The sequence below is a fragment of the Rahnella sp. BIGb0603 genome, from assembly GCF_024808755.1.
Lineage (GTDB): Bacteria > Pseudomonadota > Gammaproteobacteria > Enterobacterales > Enterobacteriaceae > Rahnella > Rahnella contaminans.
On the sequence record NZ_JANUEX010000002.1, the window covers coordinates 483,063 to 505,400 of the forward strand.

Sequence of the window (22,338 nt, forward strand, 5' to 3'; positions counted from 1 at the left end):
CCCAAATTACTCCCGCTGAAGCCGATGCTTATGCCCCTTCATTAACCCCAGCGAAGCCGAATACGCGGCTCCCTCATCCCCTGCCATAATCGCTTCGTAAATCTTTTTATGATCGTTCAGGCACATGCCGCCTTCCTTCGACGAGTATTCGAAAAACCATTTAAAAATCGTCGTCAGCACATTACCGAACGGGACATAAAAACAGTTGCCGGAGGAGATGAAAATCATCCGGTGAAACTGGGTATCGATATTTACCCACGCCTGCGCATTGAAATTCTCCGAAACGTGGCACATCTGGCGGTAAATCCGTGACAGCTCAATGCGTTGCTCTTTGCTGGCGTTCACCGCTGCCAGCGCCGTGGCATGTGGTTCGATCGCTTTGCGGAATTCAAGAAACTGATGATAAACCTCTTCCGTGGCTTCCATGCCCTGCATCCATTCCAGCAGTTGCGGATCGAGCATGTTCCACTGCGGACGCTCTTTAACGCGGGTGCCGATTTTCGGGCGAGATTCCAGCAAACCTTTTGACGTCAGCAGTTTCAGGGCTTCACGCAGCGCGGTGCGGCTGACCCCAAACTGTTCGCCGAGGTCGATTTCGCTGGGCAAAATGGCGCCGGGTGCCAGTTCGCCGGAGAGGATTTTGCGGGCAATATCGCGGGCAATGTGGGTGTTGAGGCCACGGGTCATGCCTGCGGCGGTTTCAAACTGCATCGTCATTCGCTTCCCTTTTTCTGTGCAGATTGCCGACATCATAGTTCAGGCGACGCCGCGCTGCATGCGGGCGTCGCGCTAAACTCACAAACTGTGCGCTATGGCGCCATCTGCCCGCCGTTGACGTCTAATATCTGGCCGGTGATGTAACCGCTGCACGCATGGGAAGCAAAAAACAGAAAGCTGGGTGCCAGTTCTTCGCTGGTGCCAAAGCGCCCCATGGCAATAGAACCGGCGATTTTCTCACGCACCTCCGCACTTTTATCTGCGTGGAAAACCGTGTCGATAGTGCCCGGTGCAATGACGTTGAAGCGGATATTGTCTTTGGTGAATTCCTTCACCCAGTTGCGGTGGACGTTGTGGAGCCAGGCTTTGGACGCCGCGTACAAACTCGCGCCGGGCCCGCCGCCTTCGCGTCCGGCAATCGAACCGGTACTGATCACTGACGTGGTTTTACCGCTTTGTTTTGCCGCGTGGCGCAAATGCGGAATGGCGAATTTCGTCACCATCAGCGCCGAGCGGGCGTTAAGATCCATAACGTGGTCATAAAATTCGTCGTCGATATTTTCTAACCCCTGACGACCGCCCAGCCCGCCTGCGTTATTGATCAGCACGTCGATGCCGCCAAAACGTTCGACAAAATTGGCGACCAGCGCTTCGCATTCCGCAGACTTCGTCACGTCGGCACCAAAGTACGCCACTTCGCCGCCATTTTTGGCAATAGCGGCAGCCAGTTTACCGAGGCTCTCATCGTGGCGATGACCGTTAATTCCGACTTTCGCCCCTGCCGCCGCAAAGGCCTGCGCCGCTGCCAGACCGATGCCTTTCGTTGAACCGGTAATCAGAACTCGCTTGTCTTTCAGATCGTTAAACATGATGACTCCTTTATGACTCGGGAATGTTCAGAGATGAGACGGCTCGCCACGCCACGCTGAAGGCGTTTTCCGCATCCGGTGTCGGACCGTTACTGATGAGGACGTTTAATGTCCGGTTGCCGGTGCAGAGAATATTCAGTTCGGTTTGACGGTCGTCGTGGCTGACCACGCGGACCTGTAAGACTTTCCCTCTTGCGTCGAGCGAGGTTTCAGTCGCTTCGTCAAAATAACCGTGGGTTTCAAATACGCTGGCAAAAATTGCATCAGAACCGTGCGTGCGCAACAGCAACGCCGGTTCGCTGCGCAGGTTGAAATGCGGATCGTTTGCGCCGGTGCGGGCGACGATCAGTTCGCCGCCGTCGGGGAATGCGCTGATGAGCGTCCGGTAAGTTCCGCCGTCCAGCCAGCTGAACAGCGCAGAATCACCGGCGGGCACTGCGCCGCGTGCGCAATCCCAGAGATGCTGATAGCCGTGGTTTTCGCCCAGCGGTTTCAGTTCACCAGCGGCTTTCAGCGTTGTATCGCTGCGCACAAACTGGCCGAGATGATGCAGGCAATAATCGTAACGATGCGGCTGGTCGCTGGTAAGACGGAAAACATCGACGATCAGCGGAGAAGAAAACTCCGGTAAATCAAGCAGCAGAACGGTGCGTTGCTGTTCAACACCAGGGGTGTAATCGTGCAAACGTGCACTCATGCCCTGCCCGGCCTGAGCCTGCGTGACAAAGAAATGCCGCTGGCCGGAACGCTTTTCAGCTTGCAGACTTTGCCCGCCGTTCTGGCTCTGACCGTCGACGACGACCGTATTGTGCGCGACAGTTTGCTTGCAGTAAGTGTTGTTCTCGGGAATATAGCGCCCGCCGAATTTCGGCTCGACGTTAACCCAGCGGCCAAATCCGTAGTCGCGCAAGAACTCGCGCCCGTGATTAAACAGGCTCAGATGCAACCCGTCGAAATGCCCGTGGTTCAGCGCCGAATGCAGGCGCGGAATGCTGCCATGCTGTCCGTACCACATCAGCGCCATGGTCTGGTTTTCTTCACCACTGCGCAAAATCCCGATCCCCCCGTGTTGCCCTTCCGGCCCGTCGCGAAGTTCAACGCTTTCACGGTTTAGGGGCAGCGGAGGTGAATCAGATAACGCAGCGGAAAGCGCCAGCGCGGCGGCATTCAGCCAGACGGTTTGCTGTTTTTGTGCGACGGCGAGCCAGCGCGGATCCTGATGATAACGGTGATAACAGACGCTGGCAGCAATCACCGCGCCGTCGTCGCTGATGTTGATCGTTTTCGATGAATCATTGAGCGCAGGCCAGGTGCCGTCGGGGAACGCGGTGAGGATTAATGCTTCGCAGGTTTTGCGGATAATCTCGTCGCGGAACTGAAAGATCTGCAATTCCGGCTGCCGGCGATCAATCACTTCCGCCAGCAGTAACAACGGACGCAGTGCAAAACGATGGTAATACGGCCCTTCAATATAGTAACCGTCCGGCGAAAACAGCTGGCTGAGCTGCGCAAAAAAACCGCCACTTTCGCTGTCGCCTTTCAGCCCGTACAGCGCCTTTTCAACCAGCGAATCATCTTGCAGCGCGTACCCGCTGATGGCGGCCGCCGCGACCGACCAGATCCCGTGGTTATGCACAATATCGAAATCTTTCGCATGGCGGCTGAGTGCGTCATCCGCCATCACGCGAAACAGGTGGTCTTCGATGTGCGAACGCTCAGGCTGGCTGAGCGACGGTATCAGGCAGTGATAGCCTTCGACGGCGTACAGCCAGAACATATTTTCATTGAGCGTCTGATGGAAAATCCGGCCCGGCGCGTTGCTGTCTTTACTGGTCGCGCTGCCCAGGGTCGGGTAAATATCGGCGTAACCGTTCAGCAGTGAAAGCGCGAAATCCCGGTAACGCCGCTCGCCGGTGATCAAAAAAAGTCGTCCGGCCAGATTGATGTAGACGTAATTTTGTTTGTGCTGATGATGTTCCGCGCCGCCCGCTTCGCCGTGACCGGGTACCGGCGCCGGTTGCGCCATGAACGTTTCCAGTGCGGCGATGTTTTCGCGAAGCACCGCGCCCGGCAGCGTTTCGGCATCTCTCTGCGCCCGTAATTGTTGGGCATCGTCGGGGCTTATCAGCAGCGGTTTCCAGAGGCTCATTTTTTGCCTCCGGAGGCCTGCGGCGCGACATAACCGGCCGCAAACGCCGGCAGCGATAACAGCCAGGTTTCGCGTTCCGCCTCCATCACCGCGCCGCGCGTGACGTCTTCATGATACCCGCCCGCGGCGGGTTTACCGGCAGACGGCAGTTCAAACCTGGCGCGGCGGATTTGCTGTTCGTAACGTTGCCCGCCAGTGCCGTTATCCGCCCACGATAGTAATGGCACAGGCCGCACGCGGATCTGGTCGATGGTTTTATATGGCCACGGCACGGACGAGTCCGTGTAACGCGCCATAAAATCCAGCGAGGTCAGCAGCCCGCCGCCTTGTGGTGTTTTGTAGTGCCAGAGGTCGATGCCGTTTTTCTGCGCCAGCACCGCCATCATGCTGATCGCCTGCAAATTGAAATAGCTGTAATGGAACGAACGGGTGCGCGCCAGTTCAGCGGGCTGCGTGCCGTCGGGCTTGAGCTGAATATCCAGCTTACTTTCCATCAGTTTTGCCATATCGCGGATCACCGCTTTATCGCCGAGATACCACGCAATGCCGGACACCTGAGTGACATACCAGTTACCGTGATTGTTCTGCGTGAGGCCCTCTTTTTTAGCGATTTTGCTGCCCTGAAGCCAGGTCAGATAATCCTGCATCCAGACGCGGATTTGCTGATCGTCATTGTCCGTCCACGCCCGATTCCCGTGCAGCAAAACCAGCGAATCCACAATGCGCGTGGAGAAGTAACGACCGTCCAGCACACCGGCGTTTCGTCCGGCTGAAATACCCGGCACGCCCTGCGCATAATTCAGGTTCGGATCCATGCGCGTTTCCGGCGTAATAAACCACGCCCGCAGCAGGCTGGCAGCTTTATCGGCATACTTCTGTTCGCCGGAGAAATACCAGGCCAGCGTCAGGTTCTGCACCCGCGCGGTGAAATCCGCCAGCCGCACGCCGTCACTCTGCTCGTTTTTACTCGCCGGATTGACGCGCCCGTCTTTACGGATCCACGGCAACCCGTCCGCTTTGCTGCTGTCCGGCCACCAGTAAGCGCTCAGGCTGAGGTAATCGTGCTTCGAGCCGGAGGGCGGCGTCATGCCTTTGTCTGTCACGCTCAGGTCGGGCTTTTTCAGCGCGGAATCCGCCGCCGCCAGCAGGTGCCGGTAAGCATCCTGCGTTTGCGGTGCAGCGGTATTTTCATGCAGTTGCTGGCGAACCACGTTCAGCTGCGCCGTGTTCAGAAATGCCGGTTCTGCCGCCAGCGCACCTGCGCTGCAAAACGCCATCATCGCCACGACGGCGAGCTGTTTAACATCAGCGGTACGGCACTGAATAAACGTCATGCTTTCTCCGGAATTAAAAAGGGTTAGCGCGCTTTAGTAATACAAATAAAGCAATGAATGATTCGAAGCGCCAGTCAGAATGGGCTTAAAAGCACACAAATAGCCCAACAAGTGACCAGCCTCACAAATCGATAACAAACTAAGCATTTCTTATTTGTCGGACTTTTAATTTAAATCTCCTCTTCTACGCTTGCTCAATACATAACCAAAAACCTCCCCTGCAAACGAGAGAGTAACGACAATGGATATCAATGTTCTGGTCATGATCGGTTACTTCGTCTTAATGATTGCCATCAGTTATGCGTTCAAAAAGATGGCTTCCGGCTCGTCGAGCCACTATTTCCGCGGCGGCGGGCGCATGCTCTGGTGGATGGTGGGCGCCACCGCGTTCATGATTCAGTTCAGCGCCTGGACCTTCACCGGTGCCGCCGGACAGGCTTACCGCTACGGTTTCAACGTGGTGAGCGTGTTCGCCGGTAACGTGTTCGGCTATCTGGTGGCATGGTGGTGGTTCGCCGCCCGTTTCCGCCAGCTTCGGGTCGATACTGCCACAGAGGCCATCAACCATCGATTCGGCAAAGGTAACGAACAGTTTTTCACCTGGATGATTATTCCGCTGAGCATTCTCAGCGCGGGTGTATGGCTGAACAGTCTGGCGGTGTTTGCCAGCGCGGTGTTCCGGCACGACATTACGCTGACGCTGTGGGTCACCGGTCTGGTGGTACTGGTGATTTCGTTACTGAGCGGCGCATGGGGGGTGGTGGCGAGTGATTTTGTGCAGACGCTGGTGGTGGCGATTATTTCGATTGCCTGTGCGGTGGTCGCGCTGTTCAAGGTCGGTGGCCCGGTCAAACTGGTGACAGAATTCCCGTCCGGCTTTTTCACCGGCCCGGACGTCGGCCCGCATTACATTTCCCTGCTGGTCGCCTGTTTCCTGTTTTTCTTTATCAAGAACGTGCAGAGCATTAATAACCTGCAAGATTCTTACCGTTTTCTGAATGCCAAAGACAGTTTTAACGCCAAAAAAGCGGCGCTGTTTGCGCTGATTCTGATGCTGACTGGCACAGTGATTTGGTTTATCCCGCCGTGGGCGGTGGCTATTCTTTATCCTGACGCCGCAACCGCACACCCGGAGCTGGGGAAAAATGCTACCGATGCGGTGTATCTGATTTTCGCCGAACGCGCGATGCCGGTGGGCACCGTTGGCCTGCTGATGGCGGGATTATTTGCCGCGACGATGTCGTCGATGGACTGCGCGCTGAACCGTAATTCAGGGATTTTTGTACGCAGTTTCTGGACGCCCATTGTTAACCGCAACACAGAACGCAGCGACAAGTATCAGCTGCGCGTCGGTCAGGCCACGTGCGTGGTCAACGGCGTACTCGTGATCCTGGTGGCGCAGTATATGCACACGATGCAGACCGTCAGCCTGTTCGACCTGATGATGAAGGTCGGCACGCTGATGCAGGCACCGATTATCGTGCCACTGTTTCTTGGCGTGTTCATCCGCAAAACGCCGGACTGGGCGGCGTGGGCCACGGTGTTGTTCGGATTATGTGTGTCTTACATCATCGCTAACGTGTTTACCGCGCCAGATGTCGCCCGTTTACTGGGTATTACGTTGACCACGCGCGAGATGCTGGATGTAGCGATTATGTGGAATATCTTCTCGCATCTGGTCTTCACCGGCGGGTTTTTCTGCCTGACCACCCTGTTCTACCGCGAGAATGCGAAAGCCCGTGAAACTCAGCGTCAGCAGTTTTTCACCGATATGGAAACGCCGGTGTATGCCGATAACGAACAGGATGAATTCGACCGGCTGCAACGCGATAAAATTGGCCGGATATCCCTGTATATGGGGGCCGGTTTGCTGCTGATGGTGCTGGTGCCTAACCCGTTATGGGGCCGCGTTCTGTTCCTGATTTGCGCGCTGTCGATACTTGTCTTCGGCTGGGTTTTACATCGCAGTGCGGAGAAAGGCATGAAAGCCGCAAAAGAAGGCAAGGCCGCGAAACGCAACATCGCGACATCACAGCGGTAATCGTGCGGATAGAAATCGAATTTCAAGAAAATGCAGCGCATTGTGAGGCAAACGCACTGCATTTTTTAGAAACTACAAACACTTTCCTTCGACGGGCACCACTGGTAAAATTCTGAAATATGAATTTACTTAACTGATCTTCATCAGGGTTTTAAATTAATGATGATCAATACCATGCCAGGGAAAAATGCAGTGAAGAAAATAATAAATTCCGACGTGTTCATTTATTTTGCAGTTACTATTTTAAGCATTATTTGTGCCTATTTTCTCACAAAACGTTATTTCCCTATCGAGCCAGATGCGGCAAACAGCCCACTAGTTTGGAGAGAAATGCTGGAAAATGGCTTTTCAGTAATTAAGTACTGGAAACCGACCCCTGACAATTGGTACTTTACTGTCTATCCAATCAATTTTTTCTTCTTCTTTGTACTTTCTGATGATGGCAAGATCCCTTTAATAATATCAACATCTCTTTTCGTTTCACTTTCCGCCATTATCATAACGTGGATACTGAACTCGACAAATAAAAGCAAGGCTTCGTTTCTTGCAATGAGTGCTTTGATTTTTTTACCGGCTTACGTCTATACGTTTGGGTTTATAGCGCACCCTTTTTCTCATAACTCTACCAATTTTTTTGGCATATTCACTTTCGCTCTCTGTTTCTATAATATTAAGAAAAGCTCTACCAGAATAACAATATTATATAGCTTGATAGCGCTTCTATCTGCAGTATCCGACCCCTGGTTTTTGGCAACCTATTTCTTGCCTATTTTGCTGGTGCAAATCTATTTCTCCTGGAAGGAAAAATCGAACTGGAAAAATACAGTAATATTCGGCATAACATTTATTCTCGCTATGACTCATGTCATCCCCAGAATATTGGGACTGCCTGTTCAGCACTTTAAGCTTGCCCCCTTTGATTTATGGGCAGAAAATGCTGCATGGATGGTGAAAATCATCGGCCGCAGTATGAATATTTTCTTTATTGATGCCCAAATTGCTTATGTAAGCTCTTTTATCGTTTGGTCGTTGATAGTTATATACTCGATATATGATTGTTTGCAGCGTGGAAAAGAATCTACATTCATTGCTATATTCAGTGCACTTACCATTGCTGGCATTATTTCGTCATTTATTATCAGTTACACCACCCCCGCGGATATTAGCGCCAGATTCTTTATAAACGCAATTTGTTTCAGTTTTGTCATTGGAGCATTATGCTTCAGTTATAAAAGGAACATTTTAATCGTTCTGGCATTCACCCTATTTGTTTTCTCTTCGCTATACTCTTACACTGTAATAAAATCACCTTTATATGATCAGGAAAAACAAACCCTGTCTTATATTGATTTTTTAAAAGAGCACAAACTCTTCTTTGGATATTCAGATTACTGGCTTTCCTCTAATACCGTTAACTGGCTATCGAATAATGAGATACATATTTCACCTGTTCTATTCGATAAGAAAACGTATCGTATTCAGTTCGACGAAGTTCGTTCTCAAACATTCAGCACATGGTTAACACCAACTTATTTTGAAAAAGCGCCTCAGAGACAATTCATTTCTATCCCGGCGATACAGAATTCGCAGCCAGATTCTGAAATGAACCGCCGATTAGACGCGATCAAACAGCAGGTTGGAATTCCTGATGAAGTTCTGACCTATGAAGATAAAACGTTGTTCATCTATAATTCGAAGATAACTATTCCGTAATAGGTAATAGGGATGCAGGACATTCTGGATGGAATGTCCTGTTTCTCGTTTAAATCAGCCCGCGCTGTTTTAACGTGATGCGTGTGGCTTCGTTGAGATCGAACTTCAGCAGATCTTCTTTACGTACCCAGGCGTAACTTTCAAATTCGTCGTTCAGCGTGATCACAGTGTTCTTCGCCTGACAGGTGAAAATCAGGTAAATCATGTAGATTTCTTCCTGAGTTCCATCGGGATACGTCTTCAGGCGGATATCATCGCGGAACGTCCACGGCGTGATATGCGTCAGTTCCAGCGCTTCGCCCAACTCTTCCCGCACTTCGCGTAATAACGCCTGCTCAACGGTTTCGCCCGCTTCCATTCCGCCGCCGGAAAGCGCCCACTGGCCGGGGAAAACGCCGCGCCCGGAGGCCATTTTACACAGCAGATACGTTCCCTCATGTTCAATTAACGGACAAACGATGGTTCTTTGACGCATGATGACTTTCCTTGTTTTAGACTTTGTTTGAGACTAATGTGCGCGCTAAAAAATACCATAATCTGGCGTCGCTGTGGCGGGAGTCGGGAAGAGTTGAGAAGTGCTGCGCAAAAATAAAAACCCGCCTTCATCAGCGGGTTTTTAAGAAATAATCAGGAAACTGAATCAGAAACACGGTGCTTATTTAGGCAACTCCGTTACCTGTTTCACTTCGGATTTGTTGATTTGCTGTTTCACACCATTGGCATCAGTATACTCAAGCAATCCGGTAGGCGCTTCTTTTGGCTTACCGTCGCTGACGATGGTTCTCGCGTCATTGGTCTGAATAGCATAACTCGTCCGGGTACAGCCCGATAAGGCTGCGACACTGATTAATGCGGCTAATGGCAAAAGCAAAGTCCTGTTCATATTTCTCTCCTGTCTACCGGTTATTGAGCAACTCAGTTATCCAGTTCGCTCATGTTTTTAACCTGATCGCGGTTGATCTGCTCAGTCTTTCCTGTCTCAGCATTTTTGTACGATACCAGGCCGGTATCGCTGTCAACCTGAGGTTTCCCGTCCGTGACGATGGTTTTTCCGTCCGTGGTTTTAATCGCCTGATTCGACGCACACCCGGCTACGAATAAAATGGAAACAGCAGCCAGCGACGCGGCAATAAGGTTTTTCCTCTTCATACACTTCCTCCTTAAAGGGGTTCTGTCTTAACAATTAGTCAGTTAAGTATAGGCACTTTTGCCGGAGGCATTGAAAAATAGGACAAACGGAAATTTTCTCAGCCCGGTGGACCTCTGCCGGTGGCAAACTGTCCCGATTCAGCCGTTAAGCGTTTAGGAATATTCTGTATTCCTGTCATTTATTTCTAAAAATACCTGTACAACTTTCTACATCTTGTATAACTTTATAGTCACACAAGTAATCATTAACTACGCACACATTAACAAGAGGATATGTCATGCGTCAGAATAAGCACGATGGATTGTCACCAGAAACCTCCCCTTCGCTCTACACACAGGGTTTTTCTAAAGAGGAAACAATGGGGCGCGTTGTGGTCGAAATTCTGGAAGCAGGCAGGAACCTTAATCGCAAAGCGTTGTGTTCGAAACTTTTGAATCGTGTAGAATCCGCTGGCAGCGAAGAAGAGGAAAAGCATTATATGAAGCTTATCCGTCTGGTTCTTGAACGTGATTCATGATCTATTAAATTCACAGAGTAAAGATGGGCTTCATATAAATTCGGTTTGACATATTATGCGGGCTTGATTAATTCATAGCCAACCAATGCTTTATTTCCGTTAGCGTAATACCCTGCGGTATGAAGTCATAACTCTGAACCTGAAGCTACTCTGCCCAGACCTTTGGCCAGCATATATTCAGAGGCTGATAATATGTATAGAAGTAATGAAGAAAAATTAACGGACAAACTCATTGGTGAGGCTGTAATCTCCTTACTTAAATCGAAAAGTCTACTATCAATCGACAGACTCATTAAGCAGTTACAGTTTATGGCTGCGAGTGCTGAAAACTCAAATCGAAAAAGCGCCCTGGAGCAGATCATCAATGAGATGCGCCACGACCAGGCTGATAAGCGTGCGCGTGTCAGTTATGAGGTCCGGGACGTCGACAATGTACGACACTTTTTCAATGCTGAAGGGCCGTCCAATGACCAGAAAAAACATTGATACATCAAACCAATGTGTACTAAGTCACAACGACTCGGTTGTATCAAATCCATCTCAGCCGATGTCAGACACTGTCAATAGCTCTGGCATTTATAAACATTTCGCTAAAGCCGGTGAACTTTACTCCAGTGAAGCTGAAGTTCTGGGTGCCGCAATTCGTCTTATTCTTGCGAATAAAGGTACGGTGACCAATAAGGCCATCATGCTCCACCTGATTAACCAACTTGAAACCACGTCAGACGTTGTGCAGCTGGATATTTTACGCGGCGCACTTGAAATGGTGGTGGGCATGACGCCCGATGATTCCGTATTCTGATCTTTGAAGAAAGATCCATTTTTTTATTATTTTCTTCCCGCCCGGTCATTACAGCCGGGTGCGGGATCTTAAATTATCTATTCTTAATACAAACGCGGAGGGTATTAAAATGCATGACGTGTCTTATACTCATGTGACATTGGCTGATTATATTCTGACAGAAGATCCTGAACTTCTTGTTGAAAACGAAACGGTCACCCGTATTTATAAAAACTTAAAGAAACAAAAAGAAGTGGTTACTCACAAAGATATTATTCTTTGTCTGATTCAGAAGATTGAGCAGGAAAGTGATACCGACAAGCAGGATATTTATCTGGAAGCGCTTGAATATGTCGTTTACCGCACACCTGATGATGATATTGTATAAATCCACAGCAAATCATTTTACATGAGCCCGGCTAATATTATCTGCCGGGCTCATGCGTCTAAAGCTTACATACCGCCTGCAAGTTTTCAGAGAGCCTGATTACCAGACTGATATTCGTAGCTGACTTCCGGCCAGGTCACTACCGGCGTGCCCTTCAGTCTTGGCTCAGCAAATAACTCGCCCTGGAAATTACACACCCCTGCCGCATCCAGCCACATCCACTCTTCGGTTTTTTCAACGCCTGTCGCGATAACAGAGATTTCTAACGCTGAGCAGAACCTGATGATAGCCTGCACGACGGCCTGTTTCGGTCCGCTGGTATGGATGTCACAAATCATATTACGATCAATCATAATTTTGTCCGGCTGGCATTGCGTCAGCAGCAATAATCCCGCAGAACCCGCACCAAAATCATCAATCGCCAGACGCATTCCCGAGGCTTTAAGTTGTTTCATCGCCGTTGAAAACTTGTCCTCACGGGTTATAACGCCGTTTTCTGTGATTGCCACCACAATTTGTTCAGGAACCAGGCCGCCGGCGATGATGTCATTAACCAGAGACTCCACAGCATCCGGCACCATGACAAGTGTCATAGGCAAAAGCTTAATTGAAATCGTTTTGTCGCCGATCCCCATTTTTTGCGCCATGGCAAAAGCCAGCTTTTTGGATTTGAGATCCGCCTCATAGATCGTTGTTCCGGACAGCCGGGCGTAATACTCCATCGCTGAGCCACCTTCCGGCCCGCGGATTGTCGCTTCATAAGAAATAATCTCGCGGCTCAGCGGGTCAACAATCGGCTGGAATGCAAAACTGTAGTCCTGCATCTCGGGAAAGATAAATTCTACTTCTGCTTTCAGGGGTTCATCGGCGATGAAAGACCAGGAATCAGCCGGGAGAATTTCGAGATAATTTTCCTTCTCCCGGGCCTGCACAAAGGTGCACAGAAATTGAAGAGCCCGGTCTTCATAAGTGAGACGATATTTCGATGTTCCTTTATCCAGCACCGCCTGAAGCACCTCATCTTCGTGATGATGCCTGAGGTCAAAAAGCTCCATCCCTACATTGCCGAAGCGACGTGACTGTGCATAGTCGCGCATGAGAACCACCACGTTATGGTGACGCTGATCCTGGCAAATCATACTGTAGAGTGCGTCCACTGCCTCTTCCGGCCCTTCCAGCAACTGAAAGAAGTGCATCCCGTCGAAAAGCAGAATGCCTGTAATGCTCAAAAGTTCGTTGTTAACATTGGCTTGTGACACCATGTCGATCAGTGAAGCAGAGTGAACATGTTCACTGATATGGCTGCGATAAACGAGAGTTAAAAGCATCGGGTGTTTCCAAAAGGAGCTTGTTTAGACTCTCAGGGTAGCAGAAATTTCGGTTATAGAAACATCCCAATCTATCATTTTTCCTTATGAAATCAGACCGAGAAACGGCGGCAATGCCCTAAAGTGCCGGCAATTTAGATGAAGGGATTGGGCAAGAAAAAACCATTCATGCAGCACAAATCTGTGGGGGAGCAATTAAACGGGTCAGCCAGCAGGCTTTTAACTTGCTGTCACCGGTAGCGCCAAACCTTCCCTTTCTTAATCTGCTATAAAACGCGCTGACATTCGGCGGCGTAATCCGTATCATACGCGCCACAACGCCGTCCGGCCGGAAGACAAGAGCTGCGCGCAGACCGAAACGCACAATGCTAAACTCGCGCTATGACGACCACGCCCTTCTGGTGCCCCTTTTTGAGTCAGAGTTACTATTAATGTCAGAAATTCAATCAGTTGATAAAAAAGCTCAGTACAACCTGAATAAATTACAAAAACGCCTGCGCCGTGAAGTCGGTAAAGCGATCGGTGACTTCGGTATGATCGAAGAAGGCGACCGTATTATGGTTTGCCTGTCCGGTGGTAAAGACAGCTACACCATGCTGGAAATTCTGGGCAATCTGCAAAAAAGCGCACCGGTGAATTTTTCCCTGGTGGCGGTGAATCTTGACCAGAAACAACCGGGCTTCCCGGCGCATATCCTGCCGGAATATCTGGAAAAGCTGGGCGTGGAATACAAAATTGTCACCGAAGACACCTATGCCATCGTGAAAGACAAAATCCCGGAAGGCAAAACCACCTGCTCTCTGTGTTCGCGTCTGCGTCGCGGGATTTTGTACCGCACCGCGACTGAACTGGGTTGTACCAAAATCGCCCTCGGCCATCATCGCGACGACATGCTGCAAACGCTGTTCCTCAACATGTTTTACGGCGGCAAGCTGAAAGGCATGCCACCAAAACTGATGAGCGACGACGGTAAACACATCGTGATCCGCCCCCTGGCGTATTGCCGTGAGAAAGATATTGAGCGTTTTGCCGTTGCGCGCGAATACCCGATCATCCCATGCAACCTGTGCGGTTCGCAGCCAAACCTGCAACGTCAGGTCATCGGCGACATGCTGAATGACTGGGATAAAAAATACCCTGGCCGTATCGAAACCATGTTCAGCGCGATGCAAAACGTGGTGCCTTCACATCTGAACGACATGAATCTTTTTGATTTCAAAGGGATCAAACATGGCGGTGAAGTGGTTGATGGCGGCGATCTGGCGTTTGACCGTGAAGAGATCCCGATGCAGCCTGCGGGCTGGCAGCCTGAAGACGACGAAACGGCTGTGCCGGTTGAACGTCTGAACGTGCTGGAAATTAAGTAAGATTTCGTCCGGAAGTCACCGTTTGAAAAGCCCGCGCTGATGCGGGCTTTTTGCTTTTCAGACCAGCGTGAACGTTTCGGTCCAGTTGTAGTTGGTCATCACCAGCCTGACCGGGAGGCTGAGTGCTCCGAAGTTTCGATGCTGATTTTCATGAAACCAGACGCGCAGCGGTTCCGGCAGGTATTGTGCGCTGTAACGCAGCAGCGTGCTGTGCCAGAAAATCGGCGGGATCTCTGTATGAGGAAACCGCTCGCAGATTTTTTCCGCCCACGGCGTTTTCATCAAATCATCCACCAGCGATTGTCTGACACGCTGGCTCTCTTCATCAGGAAATCCTGCAAGCAGCAGCTGATCCGGCAACGCAATCAGCCGCAAATCGCGGATGTGCATGATAAGGCCGTCGCAATGCTTTCTGAAAATAGCGATTAATTCACCGGTTCCCGGCGCGTCTTCGGGTTTGTCATACAGCGCCTGCGTGACGGGAAAAAAAGTAAAATGCATGCCGTCAGGCGGCGCGACGTCGGCCAGCGGGTCGCCCTGCGTCACCGCTTTCAGTTCCGATAACAGCCCTGCCATAGCCGGTCCGGCGCGGTTACCGCTGGTGATCGCCAGACGGGTGGGATGGTAGAAAGGTTCAGAGCGGACAACGCCGGATTCCGGGTGAGAATTCCAGATTTCGAGCGTTCTGCGGGTCGCGTCGTCATACGCTTTTTGAATCATTTCGGCGGTGTGCAAGACAGACTCCTGGGTATTCGAAAATGAGATCGTTCCGGCAAAAGTGCCTGTGAATGCACCTTGCGGGGCATAAACCTCAAAAAGATTGAGCGAAATCAACATTAGAACTGTTGATTGGGTGCAGTATCTATTTCGCAGGTGAATGCAACGTCAAGCGATGGGCGTTGTGCTCCATATTGTCTTATTTCCAAATTTTTAGAATTAATGCATAGCACAATTTAATTCGAACGACGCCGGTCTTATGACCGGCTTTTTTTTGCCTTTTTTCAGGCAATTAGTACATTACAGCCAGCGACTTTTCTTCAGCCACCACGCCACAACAACCCCCAACAGCATCAGAAATCCGCAGAAAACCCCGAAACCTAAGGGCGACGTATTGCCGGGGATCCCGCCGAGGTTCACACCGAACAGCCCCGTGAGGAAGGTGGTTGGCAGGAAGATCATCGCCAGCATCGACATGGTGTACGTGCGGCGGTTGAGGGAATCGGCCATCAGTGAACTGATTTCATCGGAGAGCACCGCGGTACGCGCGATGCTGCCATCCAGATCGTCGAGCCCTCGCCCGAGACGATCGGAGATTTCCTGCATCAGGCGGCGGTCGTCGTCGTTCATCCACGGCAAACGTTCGCTCGCCAGACGCGAGAAGACGTCACGCTGCGGCGCCATATAACGGCGCAGGACAATCAGTTGTTTGCGCAGCAACGCCATCTGACCGCGCTCCGGCACCTGTTGTTCCATCAGGTCGTCTTCGATATCAATGATTTTGTCGTGCAGGTCTTCGATGAAATCGCTGGTGTGATCGGTCAGCGCATCGCAGGTTTCCACCAGCCATCTGCCGGTATTTTTCGGACCGCTGCCGGCTTGCATATCGCTGATCATCTCTTCCATCGAGAACACCTTGCGATGACGGGTCGAGACGATGATTTTATCGGTCAGATAAACGCGGATCGTGACCAGCTGGTCCGGTCGTGCATCCGCATTCAGATTGATGCTGCGCAAGGTGATTAAGGTCCCTTCGCCGACGCGCACCACTTTTGGCCGCACGCTGTCACCGGCCAGCGCTTCACGCACGGTATCGGGCAGCACCGGTGTATTGCTGATCCACCGTTCGCTTTCAGGCCGCGTGTAATCCAGATGCAGCCAGCACGGCTTTTCATCGCTCGCCACGCACTGCGGGCTGATTTCGTTCACACCGCCCTCGCCGTTCATCTGGAATGAATAAACGGCGTCGGCAACCTGTAGTTCATTTCCCTTTATCACTTCCACGATACTCCTCGCTTTTTCTGCGTTATCTGTTTTAAGTTTAGCGTTAAGTGCTTGAAGTTCCAAAACACAACTCAGGTGAAAACCCTTCACCTCAATATCCTGAAGCGATCATGCCATGAGTGGGCGTGAAAAATGTAAACAGCGCCCGCTTTACTGTTTCACAATTTTCCAGAGTATTTCAGACTGCCCGGTGCCTGCATTTCGGCCAGATCCGGCATAACGCCGCGCATCACTTCCAGGAATTTACGCAGCCGCGCCGGATAATAGCTGGAATACGGGTACACCAGATAGACAGGCAACGGCAGTGCGTTCCAGCCGGGCAAGACACGCTGTAAATGCCCTTGCGCAAGATCGTCCTGCACCACCCACGCTGACACAATGCCCGCGCCCAGACCGGAAAGCACGGACTTGCGCACGGCGTATAAGCTGTCAGTCGCCATGCGCGGCGCAATCATGCAGCTTTCCATTCTGCCGTCGGTATCGTGGCGCAGCATGACTTCATTACGGTAAAAGGTGCTGAGGGCAACCCAGGGTAAATTCGGCAGTTCGCAGACCTGCGTCACCGGATGTTGTCGCAGCAATTCGGGCGTGGCGATAACGATACGCGGCACTTCGGCCAGCAAAACCGCCACCATCGACGGATCCGCAACGTTCCCGACCTGAATTGCACAGTCGATATCTTCAGAGAGGAAATCCGGCGTGCGGTCGTTGAGCATCCAGTCCACCGTAAGGTTCGGATACCGCTGTAAATAGCGGGTCAGCGGCCCGATCAGCTGATCCTGTCCGAACGCATGCGGCGCACGCACGCGCAGAGTGCCCACCGGTTCATCTCCCGCGCCGTGTAACTGATCTTCCAGCGACGCCCAGCGTTCGAGCAATAATTTGGCCTGCGCGTAACACCGTTCGCCGTCGTCGGTCAGTTTCATGGCGTGCGTGGTGCGAAGAATCAGCCGGGCGCCGAGCATTTTTTCCAGCGACTGCAAACGGCGGCTGACCGTTGGCTGGCTGGTGCCCAGCTGGGCGGCGGCGGCGGATAAACTGCCGCTTTCGACAATACGAATGAACGTCTGCATTAAGTCGATGCGGTCAATACCGCTGGTGAGTGGTGTATTCATACGCCTCACGTATAACAGTTTTACCTTTGTACAGGCTACCACTTATAACCGTTCGGGTGAAGAATGCGTGCCATGACCTCCACACAACACACGTATTCATCAGGAAAACATCATGTCAGACATCACCCAAACCTCTGCAACCGCCGCTGAACCAGCGCTTTCCGGCAAAATCATTTTTACGCTGGCCGCCGGTGCCGGGCTGAGCGTGGCATCGATTTACTACAGCCAGCCAATGCTCGGTATTATGGGCGGAAACTTGCAGGCCAGCACCACGTCGGTCGGGCTTATCCCGACGCTGACGCAGGCCGGCTACGCGCTGGGCATTCTGTTTTTGATCCCCCTTGGTGACCGTCACGACCGCCGGACCATTATCCTGCTCAAGAGTATTTTGCTGGCCGCTGCGTTACTGCTGTGCGGTTTTGTGCCGGGCATTCACGGCTTACTGGCCGCCAGCCTGATCACCGGTATCGGCGCCACTATGGCGCAGGATATCGTGCCCGCATCCGCGCATCTGGCTCCGGCGGCGCAGCGTGGTAAAACGGTCGGGACGGTGATGACCGGTTTGCTTGTCGGGATCCTGCTTTCCCGCGTGGTCAGCGGCTTTGTTGCGGAATATTTTGGCTGGCGGGTGATGTATCAGCTGGCAGCGGTCAGCGTCGCGCTGATTGGTTTTGCGCTGTGGCGGGTGCTGCCACGGTTCGCACCGGACACGCGTATCAGCTATGCCCGACTGCTGCATTCCATGTTCGGATTGTGGAAGCACTATAAAACGCTGCGCCACGCGGCGCTGGCTCAGGGTTTGCTGTCGGTCGCATTCAGCGCGTTCTGGTCAACCCTGGCGATTATGCTCAACGATACGTTTCATCTGGGCAGCGCGGTGGCCGGTGCTTTCGGGCTGGCCGGTGCAGCCGGTGCGCTGGCGGCTCCGCTGGCAGGCGCATTAGCCGATAAAAAAGGGCCGGCGCGGGTCACACAAATGGGTTCTGCGCTGGTGATGGTGTCATTCGCCGCGATGTTCCTGCTGCCGCTGTTGTCGCCGCATGCGCAACTTGCGCTGATTGTGGCGAGTGCCATCGGTTTTGACTTAGGTATTCAGGCCACGCTGGTTGCCCATCAGACACTGGTTTATGGCCTCGAACCTGCGGCTCGCGGCAGGCTGAACGCCCTGCTGTTTACCGTGGTGTTTATCGGGATGTCCGCCGGTGCCGCGCTGGGCAGTAAAGCACTGGAAGCCGGTGGCTGGACGGGTGTGGTTCTGCTGGCCACCGTTGCTGCGGCCGCCGCCCTGCTGGTCCGTTTGTTCAGCCGTAAAAGCTGACCGTCAGATAAAAACAAAAAGCGCCGTGACTGGCGCTTTTTGCATTTTGAGAAGACACGAAATATCAGTGTTTGATGATGTACATTTCCTGGCTGTAAGCGACGTCTTCCGGGTTGGTGATCGGATAGCCTTTCACCCACGGTTTGATCAGGCGGCCATTGGTATACTGGTAAATCGGCGCAATCGGTGCCTCGCTGGCGATAATTTGCTCGGCTTTGTTGTAATCGTCGTTACGGCGCGCGTCGCTGGTTTCACGGCTGGCTTCAGCGATGACTTTGTCGTAATCGGCGCTGCTGAATTTGCTGATATTGCCGGAGTGCGTGGACGTCAGCAGGGACAGGAAGGTTGACGCTTCATTATAATCGCCGACCCATGACGCGCGGATCACATCGAAATTGCCGGTGTTGCGGCTGTCGATATAGGTTTTCCATTCCTGATTAACCAGTTTTACATCAGCACCCAGATTTTTTTTCCACATCGAGGCCACCGCGATCGCAATCTTCTGATGGCTTTCGGAGGTATTGTACAGCAAGGTCAGATGCAGCGGTTTGTTCGGACCATAACCCGCCGCCGCCAGCAGCCCTTTCGCCTGCGCATTCAGTTCTTCCTGCGAGTAATCCTGCATTTCACTTTTCGTTGCTTTGAAACCGTTGGTAACGTCAGGCGTAAAGCGCCACGCCGGTTTTTCGCCTGTGCCCAGCACTTTTTCGGCAATCACGGTGCGGTCGATACTCAGCGACAGCGCCAGACGCACACGCGAATCGTCGGTCGGCGCACGACGGGTGTTAAACGCGTAATAATAGGTGCCGAGCTGATACGGCGTGTAGACCTGTCCCGGAATATCGTGCATCAGTTTTTTGTACTGATCTTTCGGGAAGGATTCGGTGATATCGATATCATTGGCCAGATAACGTTTTGTGGCGTTGGATTCTTTATTGATTGGCACGAAAGTGACTTTCGTCAGCACGGTATGCGCGTGATCCCAGTAATTCGGATTCGGCTCCAGCATCAGTTTTTCGTTCACGACGCGCTCTTTCAGCACATACGCGCCGTTGCCCACCAGATTGCCAGGCTTGGTCCAGTCATCGCCAAATTTTTCCACCGTGGCTTTATGCACGGGGAACAGGCTGAAATTCGCCAGCAGGCTGACAAAAAACGGCACCGGACGGTCGAGCGTGACGCGCAGTTGCGTCGGGCTGATGGCGGTAACACCGAGCTTATCAACCGGCATTTTCCCGGCAATGATCGCATCAGCGTTAGCAATACCGGCCAGCGCCGCAAACCATGAACCGGTTGATAAGCTTTTCGGATCAACCAGACGCTGCCAGCTGTATACGAAATCCTGCGCCGTCACCGGATCGCCGTTCGACCATTTGGCGTCTTTACGCAATGTGAACAGGAAAATCTGATTGTTCTGGTTCTGCCAGCTTTCGGCGACGCCCGGAATATTTTTCCCGTTAGCGTCCTGATTCACCAGACCTTCGAACAGATCACGCGCCACCTGCGCTTCAGGCAAGCCGACGACTTTCGCCGGGTCGAGCGAAGCGGGTTCATCTTTGATATGACGGACGATTTCCTGTCTGGCGGCAAGTTGCGTACCGGCGGGAACCTGAGCGGCCATGGCCTGACTGGAAATGAGTGCCACCAGCGCGGCACAGGCGGAATACGGTAAGAGAGGAAACGATTTTCCCTGCGGCATAAATTCTCCTGAACACATAAGGGGCCAGCCCTGAAATATTCAGGAGTTTTATCATTTGTTACCGCAATCCCCTACAGGAAATCGTTACAGATTTGCCTTCGCGCACAAAACAACGGCCCCAGGCGAGAAATTATTCGGAACCGGCGATGTCAATTCCGCCGCAGTGAAACTTCATCGCGGGTTCAACGTCCTGCGCCAGCCAGGTCGGGCCATCGAGATCGATGAACTTCGCGCCCGCCGCCAGCGGAAGTGCCGCCCGCACCGCGCGCGAGGTGCATAACATGCAGCCCAGCATGATTTCAAACCCCTGCTCACGCGCCGCCTTTGCCAGCCGCAGTGCGCCCGTCAGGCCGCCGGTTTTATCGAGTTTGATATTCACCATCTCATAACGCCCTTTCAGCGCCGGAAGCCCTTCAATCGTATGGCAACTTTCGTCGGCGCAAATTGGCAGGGGATGGATGAAATTCTCCAGCGCAGAATCTTCACCCGCAGGTAACGGTTGTTCGAGCATCAAAATCCCGAGATCGGCCAGCAACTGGCAGCGTGCCGCCAGCCCGTCGCTTTGCCACGCTTCATTGGCATCCACAATCAGAGACGCCTTGGGCACGGCGGCGCGGATAGCCACCAGACGTTCGGCTATCAGCCGGTCATCGAGTTTAATTTTCAGCAGCGTTGCACCCTTTTGTTGCAGTGCGAGCGCGGCTTCCGCCATCTCTTCCGGCGTGCCGATACTGACGGTCTGCGCCATGCTGATTGACGCCAGCGGTTCAGTGCCGGTGAGTTGCCAGAGAGTCTGGCCGGTGAGTTGCGTTTCAAGATTCCACAACGCGCAATCGAGCGCATTTCGTGCGGCGCCGGCAGGAAGCAAATGTTGCAACTGTTCGCGCGTAGCGCCCTGTTCAATCGCCGTGACGGCGCTGGCAATTTGCGCCATCACCGAGGTTTCGCTTTCGTCATAACGGGGATACGGCGTGCATTCTCCCACGCCGCGAATGCCCTTTTCTTCGATTTCGACTGTGACTACGCGCGCTTCAGTGCGGCTGCCGCGGGAGATCACAAATGTCGTATGCAACGGCCAGGCTTCCGGATAAAAGCGGACACTTCTCATAGCGGCTCCTCGGTATATACTCAAACGGGTATATATAAGATATACAAGTATTTAGCATTTAATCTATATCCAACCTACAATTGTTCCCCTAAACTGAAAGCCGTTTGACTCCAATGTCCATAGGAAATAATCATGACCCAGACAGTACACTTTCAGAGCAACCCGGTCACCGTTGCCGGCAAAATCCCACAAAAAGGCGATGTCGCCAAGCCGTTCAGCCTGGTCGCTAAAGATCTCTCTGATGTCAGCCTGAGCAGCTTCGCGGGCAAACGCAAAGTCCTGAACATTTTCCCAAGCATTGATACCGGTGTTTGTGCGACGTCAGTGCGTAAATTCAACCAGCTGGCGGGCGAAATTGAGAACACTGTGGTTCTGTGTATCTCCGCTGACCTGCCATTCGCACAGTCCCGTTTCTGCGGTGCGGAAGGACTGAGCCACGTCACCACGCTGTCCACCCTACGTGGCGGTGATTTCAAATCTGAATACGGCGTCGCGATCACCGACAGCGCACTGGCTGGCCTGACTGCGCGTGCCGTTATCGTTCTGGATGGTCAGGACAACGTGCTGTACAGCGAGCTGGTGAACGAAATTACCACCGAACCGGACTATGAGTCTGCGCTGGCTGTCCTGAAATAAGGATCTGAGTTTTGTCATCTTCGGATGACAGGCGAAAAAAAAGCAACGGCTCAGTCCGTTGCTTTTTATTGCTTCTTATTTAATGAAAAATTTACTGACCAGCAGGC

Annotated in this window: 22 protein-coding genes; 9 read left to right on the forward strand and 13 right to left on the reverse strand. The window is 52.2% G+C overall.

What is annotated here, in order from left to right; all coding sequences use genetic code 11:
- Nucleotides 1-6 precede the first annotated feature (6 nt).
- The 4 genes from M2403_RS07240 to M2403_RS07255 all read right to left on the reverse strand — a co-directional run bounded on the left by M2403_RS07240 (nucleotide 7) and on the right by M2403_RS07255 (nucleotide 5,069).
- Entirely contained in the window at nucleotides 7-717 is a 711-nt protein-coding gene (locus M2403_RS07240) for a FadR/GntR family transcriptional regulator (RefSeq protein WP_259228833.1), read from the reverse strand.
- A gap of 92 nt (nucleotides 718-809) precedes the next feature.
- The gene (locus M2403_RS07245) at nucleotides 810-1,586 is read right to left on the reverse strand and encodes an SDR family NAD(P)-dependent oxidoreductase (RefSeq protein WP_152327123.1); all 777 of its coding nucleotides are present in this window, start codon (nucleotides 1,584-1,586) and stop codon (nucleotides 810-812) included.
- A gap of 10 nt (nucleotides 1,587-1,596) precedes the next feature.
- Nucleotides 1,597-3,735, reverse strand: coding sequence for a heparinase II/III family protein (locus M2403_RS07250; protein ID WP_259228834.1), 2,139 nt, complete (start codon nucleotides 3,733-3,735; stop codon nucleotides 1,597-1,599).
- Nucleotides 3,732-5,069, reverse strand: coding sequence for an alginate lyase family protein (locus M2403_RS07255; protein WP_405047811.1), 1,338 nt, complete (start codon nucleotides 5,067-5,069; stop codon nucleotides 3,732-3,734). Before M2403_RS07255 ends, M2403_RS07250 begins: the two co-directional genes overlap by 4 nt.
- Nucleotides 5,070-5,310: 241 nt before the next feature.
- Between M2403_RS07255 and M2403_RS07260 the strand changes: the two genes are divergently transcribed.
- Complete coding sequence (locus M2403_RS07260; protein WP_259228835.1) at nucleotides 5,311-7,110, forward strand: sodium:solute symporter family transporter; 1,800 nt, start codon at nucleotides 5,311-5,313, stop codon at nucleotides 7,108-7,110.
- A gap of 159 nt (nucleotides 7,111-7,269) precedes the next feature.
- A complete protein-coding gene (locus M2403_RS07265) occupies nucleotides 7,270-8,823 on the forward strand; it encodes a hypothetical protein (protein ID WP_259228836.1) in 1,554 nt (517 codons plus the stop codon).
- A gap of 49 nt (nucleotides 8,824-8,872) precedes the next feature.
- Here M2403_RS07265 and nudI read toward each other — a convergent pair whose 3' ends face one another.
- The 3 genes from nudI to M2403_RS07280 form a co-directional block, all read right to left on the reverse strand.
- Nucleotides 8,873-9,298 (reverse strand): nucleoside triphosphatase NudI, encoded by a 426-nt coding sequence (gene nudI / locus M2403_RS07270; protein ID WP_152327119.1) that lies wholly within the window; start codon nucleotides 9,296-9,298, stop codon nucleotides 8,873-8,875.
- A gap of 180 nt (nucleotides 9,299-9,478) precedes the next feature.
- A complete protein-coding gene (locus M2403_RS07275; RefSeq protein ID WP_152327118.1) occupies nucleotides 9,479-9,706 on the reverse strand; it encodes a YgdI/YgdR family lipoprotein in 228 nt (75 codons plus the stop codon).
- A gap of 32 nt (nucleotides 9,707-9,738) precedes the next feature.
- Nucleotides 9,739-9,972 carry a YgdI/YgdR family lipoprotein gene (locus M2403_RS07280; RefSeq protein ID WP_152327117.1) on the reverse strand — a complete coding sequence of 78 codons (234 nt, stop codon included), beginning with the start codon at nucleotides 9,970-9,972 and terminating at the stop codon, nucleotides 9,739-9,741.
- Nucleotides 9,973-10,250: 278 nt separating this feature from the next.
- Between M2403_RS07280 and ycgZ the strand changes: the two genes are divergently transcribed.
- The 4 genes from ycgZ (at nucleotide 10,251) to M2403_RS07300 (ending at nucleotide 11,659) form a co-directional block, all read left to right on the forward strand.
- A complete protein-coding gene (ycgZ, locus tag M2403_RS07285) occupies nucleotides 10,251-10,490 on the forward strand; it encodes a regulatory protein YcgZ (protein ID WP_152327116.1) in 240 nt (79 codons plus the stop codon).
- 192 nt (nucleotides 10,491-10,682) lie between these two features.
- Nucleotides 10,683-10,976, forward strand: coding sequence for a hypothetical protein (locus M2403_RS07290; RefSeq protein ID WP_217153133.1), 294 nt, complete (start codon nucleotides 10,683-10,685; stop codon nucleotides 10,974-10,976).
- 61 nt (nucleotides 10,977-11,037) lie between these two features.
- Complete coding sequence (locus tag M2403_RS07295) at nucleotides 11,038-11,292, forward strand: biofilm/acid-resistance regulator YmgB/AriR (RefSeq protein ID WP_165058706.1); 255 nt, start codon at nucleotides 11,038-11,040, stop codon at nucleotides 11,290-11,292.
- Between the two features lie 109 nt (nucleotides 11,293-11,401).
- Complete coding sequence (locus tag M2403_RS07300) at nucleotides 11,402-11,659, forward strand: biofilm development regulator YmgB/AriR family protein (RefSeq protein ID WP_152327113.1); 258 nt, start codon at nucleotides 11,402-11,404, stop codon at nucleotides 11,657-11,659.
- An 86-nt stretch (nucleotides 11,660-11,745) separates the two neighbouring features.
- Here M2403_RS07300 and M2403_RS07305 read toward each other — a convergent pair whose 3' ends face one another.
- Entirely contained in the window at nucleotides 11,746-12,987 is a 1,242-nt protein-coding gene (locus M2403_RS07305) for a diguanylate phosphodiesterase (RefSeq protein WP_152327112.1), read from the reverse strand.
- Nucleotides 12,988-13,418: 431 nt separating this feature from the next.
- Between M2403_RS07305 and ttcA the strand changes: the two genes are divergently transcribed.
- Nucleotides 13,419-14,354, forward strand: coding sequence for a tRNA 2-thiocytidine(32) synthetase TtcA (gene ttcA, locus M2403_RS07310; protein ID WP_152327110.1), 936 nt, complete (start codon nucleotides 13,419-13,421; stop codon nucleotides 14,352-14,354).
- A 57-nt stretch (nucleotides 14,355-14,411) separates the two neighbouring features.
- On the opposite strand, the gene M2403_RS07315 is transcribed toward ttcA, so the two are convergent.
- The 3 genes from M2403_RS07315 to M2403_RS07325 form a co-directional block, all read right to left on the reverse strand.
- Nucleotides 14,412-15,089, reverse strand: a complete 678-nt coding sequence (locus M2403_RS07315; protein ID WP_259228837.1) for a hypothetical protein — start codon at nucleotides 15,087-15,089, stop codon at nucleotides 14,412-14,414.
- Nucleotides 15,090-15,371: 282 nt separating this feature from the next.
- Nucleotides 15,372-16,355 carry a zinc transporter ZntB gene (zntB, locus tag M2403_RS07320; protein ID WP_208952256.1) on the reverse strand — a complete coding sequence of 328 codons (984 nt, stop codon included), beginning with the start codon at nucleotides 16,353-16,355 and terminating at the stop codon, nucleotides 15,372-15,374.
- A 158-nt stretch (nucleotides 16,356-16,513) separates the two neighbouring features.
- Nucleotides 16,514-17,470, reverse strand: coding sequence for a LysR family transcriptional regulator (locus M2403_RS07325; protein ID WP_259228838.1), 957 nt, complete (start codon nucleotides 17,468-17,470; stop codon nucleotides 16,514-16,516).
- A 112-nt stretch (nucleotides 17,471-17,582) separates the two neighbouring features.
- On the opposite strand from M2403_RS07325, the gene M2403_RS07330 reads away from it, so the two are divergent.
- On the forward strand, nucleotides 17,583-18,788 hold the full coding sequence (locus tag M2403_RS07330) for an MFS transporter (RefSeq protein WP_152327106.1): 1,206 nt from the start codon (nucleotides 17,583-17,585) through the stop codon (nucleotides 18,786-18,788).
- 64 nt (nucleotides 18,789-18,852) lie between these two features.
- On the opposite strand, the gene M2403_RS07335 is transcribed toward M2403_RS07330, so the two are convergent.
- Together M2403_RS07335 and ycjG are read right to left on the reverse strand one after the other, a co-directional pair.
- Complete coding sequence (locus M2403_RS07335; RefSeq protein WP_235937345.1) at nucleotides 18,853-20,409, reverse strand: ABC transporter substrate-binding protein; 1,557 nt, start codon at nucleotides 20,407-20,409, stop codon at nucleotides 18,853-18,855.
- A gap of 208 nt (nucleotides 20,410-20,617) precedes the next feature.
- Nucleotides 20,618-21,595, reverse strand: coding sequence for an L-Ala-D/L-Glu epimerase (ycjG, locus tag M2403_RS07340; RefSeq protein WP_259228839.1), 978 nt, complete (start codon nucleotides 21,593-21,595; stop codon nucleotides 20,618-20,620).
- Between the two features lie 132 nt (nucleotides 21,596-21,727).
- On the opposite strand from ycjG, the gene tpx reads away from it, so the two are divergent.
- Nucleotides 21,728-22,231 (forward strand): thiol peroxidase, encoded by a 504-nt coding sequence (tpx, locus tag M2403_RS07345; protein ID WP_152327103.1) that lies wholly within the window; start codon nucleotides 21,728-21,730, stop codon nucleotides 22,229-22,231.
- Nucleotides 22,232-22,338: the final 107 nt, after the last annotated feature.

Bases quoted from the DNA above. Each gene is read 5' to 3' on its own strand.
- ycjG (WP_259228839.1), bottom strand. From the start codon at position 21,595: ATGAGAAGTGTCCGCTTTTATCCGGAAGCCTGGCCGTTGCATACGACA.
- M2403_RS07240 (WP_259228833.1), bottom strand. From the start codon at position 717: ATGACGATGCAGTTTGAAACCGCCGCAGGCATGACCCGTGGCCTCAAC.
- M2403_RS07290 (WP_217153133.1), top strand. From the start codon at position 10,683: ATGTATAGAAGTAATGAAGAAAAATTAACGGACAAACTCATTGGTGAG.
- M2403_RS07250 (WP_259228834.1), bottom strand. From the start codon at position 3,735: ATGAGCCTCTGGAAACCGCTGCTGATAAGCCCCGACGATGCCCAACAA.
- M2403_RS07300 (WP_152327113.1), top strand. From the start codon at position 11,402: ATGCATGACGTGTCTTATACTCATGTGACATTGGCTGATTATATTCTG.
- M2403_RS07280 (WP_152327117.1), bottom strand. From the start codon at position 9,972: ATGAAGAGGAAAAACCTTATTGCCGCGTCGCTGGCTGCTGTTTCCATT.
- M2403_RS07260 (WP_259228835.1), top strand. From the start codon at position 5,311: ATGGATATCAATGTTCTGGTCATGATCGGTTACTTCGTCTTAATGATT.
- M2403_RS07275 (WP_152327118.1), bottom strand. From the start codon at position 9,706: ATGAACAGGACTTTGCTTTTGCCATTAGCCGCATTAATCAGTGTCGCA.
- M2403_RS07305 (WP_152327112.1), bottom strand. From the start codon at position 12,987: ATGCTTTTAACTCTCGTTTATCGCAGCCATATCAGTGAACATGTTCAC.
- ycgZ (WP_152327116.1), top strand. From the start codon at position 10,251: ATGCGTCAGAATAAGCACGATGGATTGTCACCAGAAACCTCCCCTTCG.
- M2403_RS07265 (WP_259228836.1), top strand. From the start codon at position 7,270: ATGATGATCAATACCATGCCAGGGAAAAATGCAGTGAAGAAAATAATA.
- M2403_RS07335 (WP_235937345.1), bottom strand. From the start codon at position 20,409: ATGGCCGCTCAGGTTCCCGCCGGTACGCAACTTGCCGCCAGACAGGAA.
- M2403_RS07330 (WP_152327106.1), top strand. From the start codon at position 17,583: ATGTCAGACATCACCCAAACCTCTGCAACCGCCGCTGAACCAGCGCTT.
- M2403_RS07255 (WP_405047811.1), bottom strand. From the start codon at position 5,069: ATGACGTTTATTCAGTGCCGTACCGCTGATGTTAAACAGCTCGCCGTC.
- ttcA (WP_152327110.1), top strand. From the start codon at position 13,419: ATGTCAGAAATTCAATCAGTTGATAAAAAAGCTCAGTACAACCTGAAT.
- M2403_RS07245 (WP_152327123.1), bottom strand. From the start codon at position 1,586: ATGTTTAACGATCTGAAAGACAAGCGAGTTCTGATTACCGGTTCAACG.
- nudI (WP_152327119.1), bottom strand. From the start codon at position 9,298: ATGCGTCAAAGAACCATCGTTTGTCCGTTAATTGAACATGAGGGAACG.
- tpx (WP_152327103.1), top strand. From the start codon at position 21,728: ATGACCCAGACAGTACACTTTCAGAGCAACCCGGTCACCGTTGCCGGC.
- M2403_RS07325 (WP_259228838.1), bottom strand. From the start codon at position 17,470: ATGAATACACCACTCACCAGCGGTATTGACCGCATCGACTTAATGCAG.
- M2403_RS07295 (WP_165058706.1), top strand. From the start codon at position 11,038: ATGTCAGACACTGTCAATAGCTCTGGCATTTATAAACATTTCGCTAAA.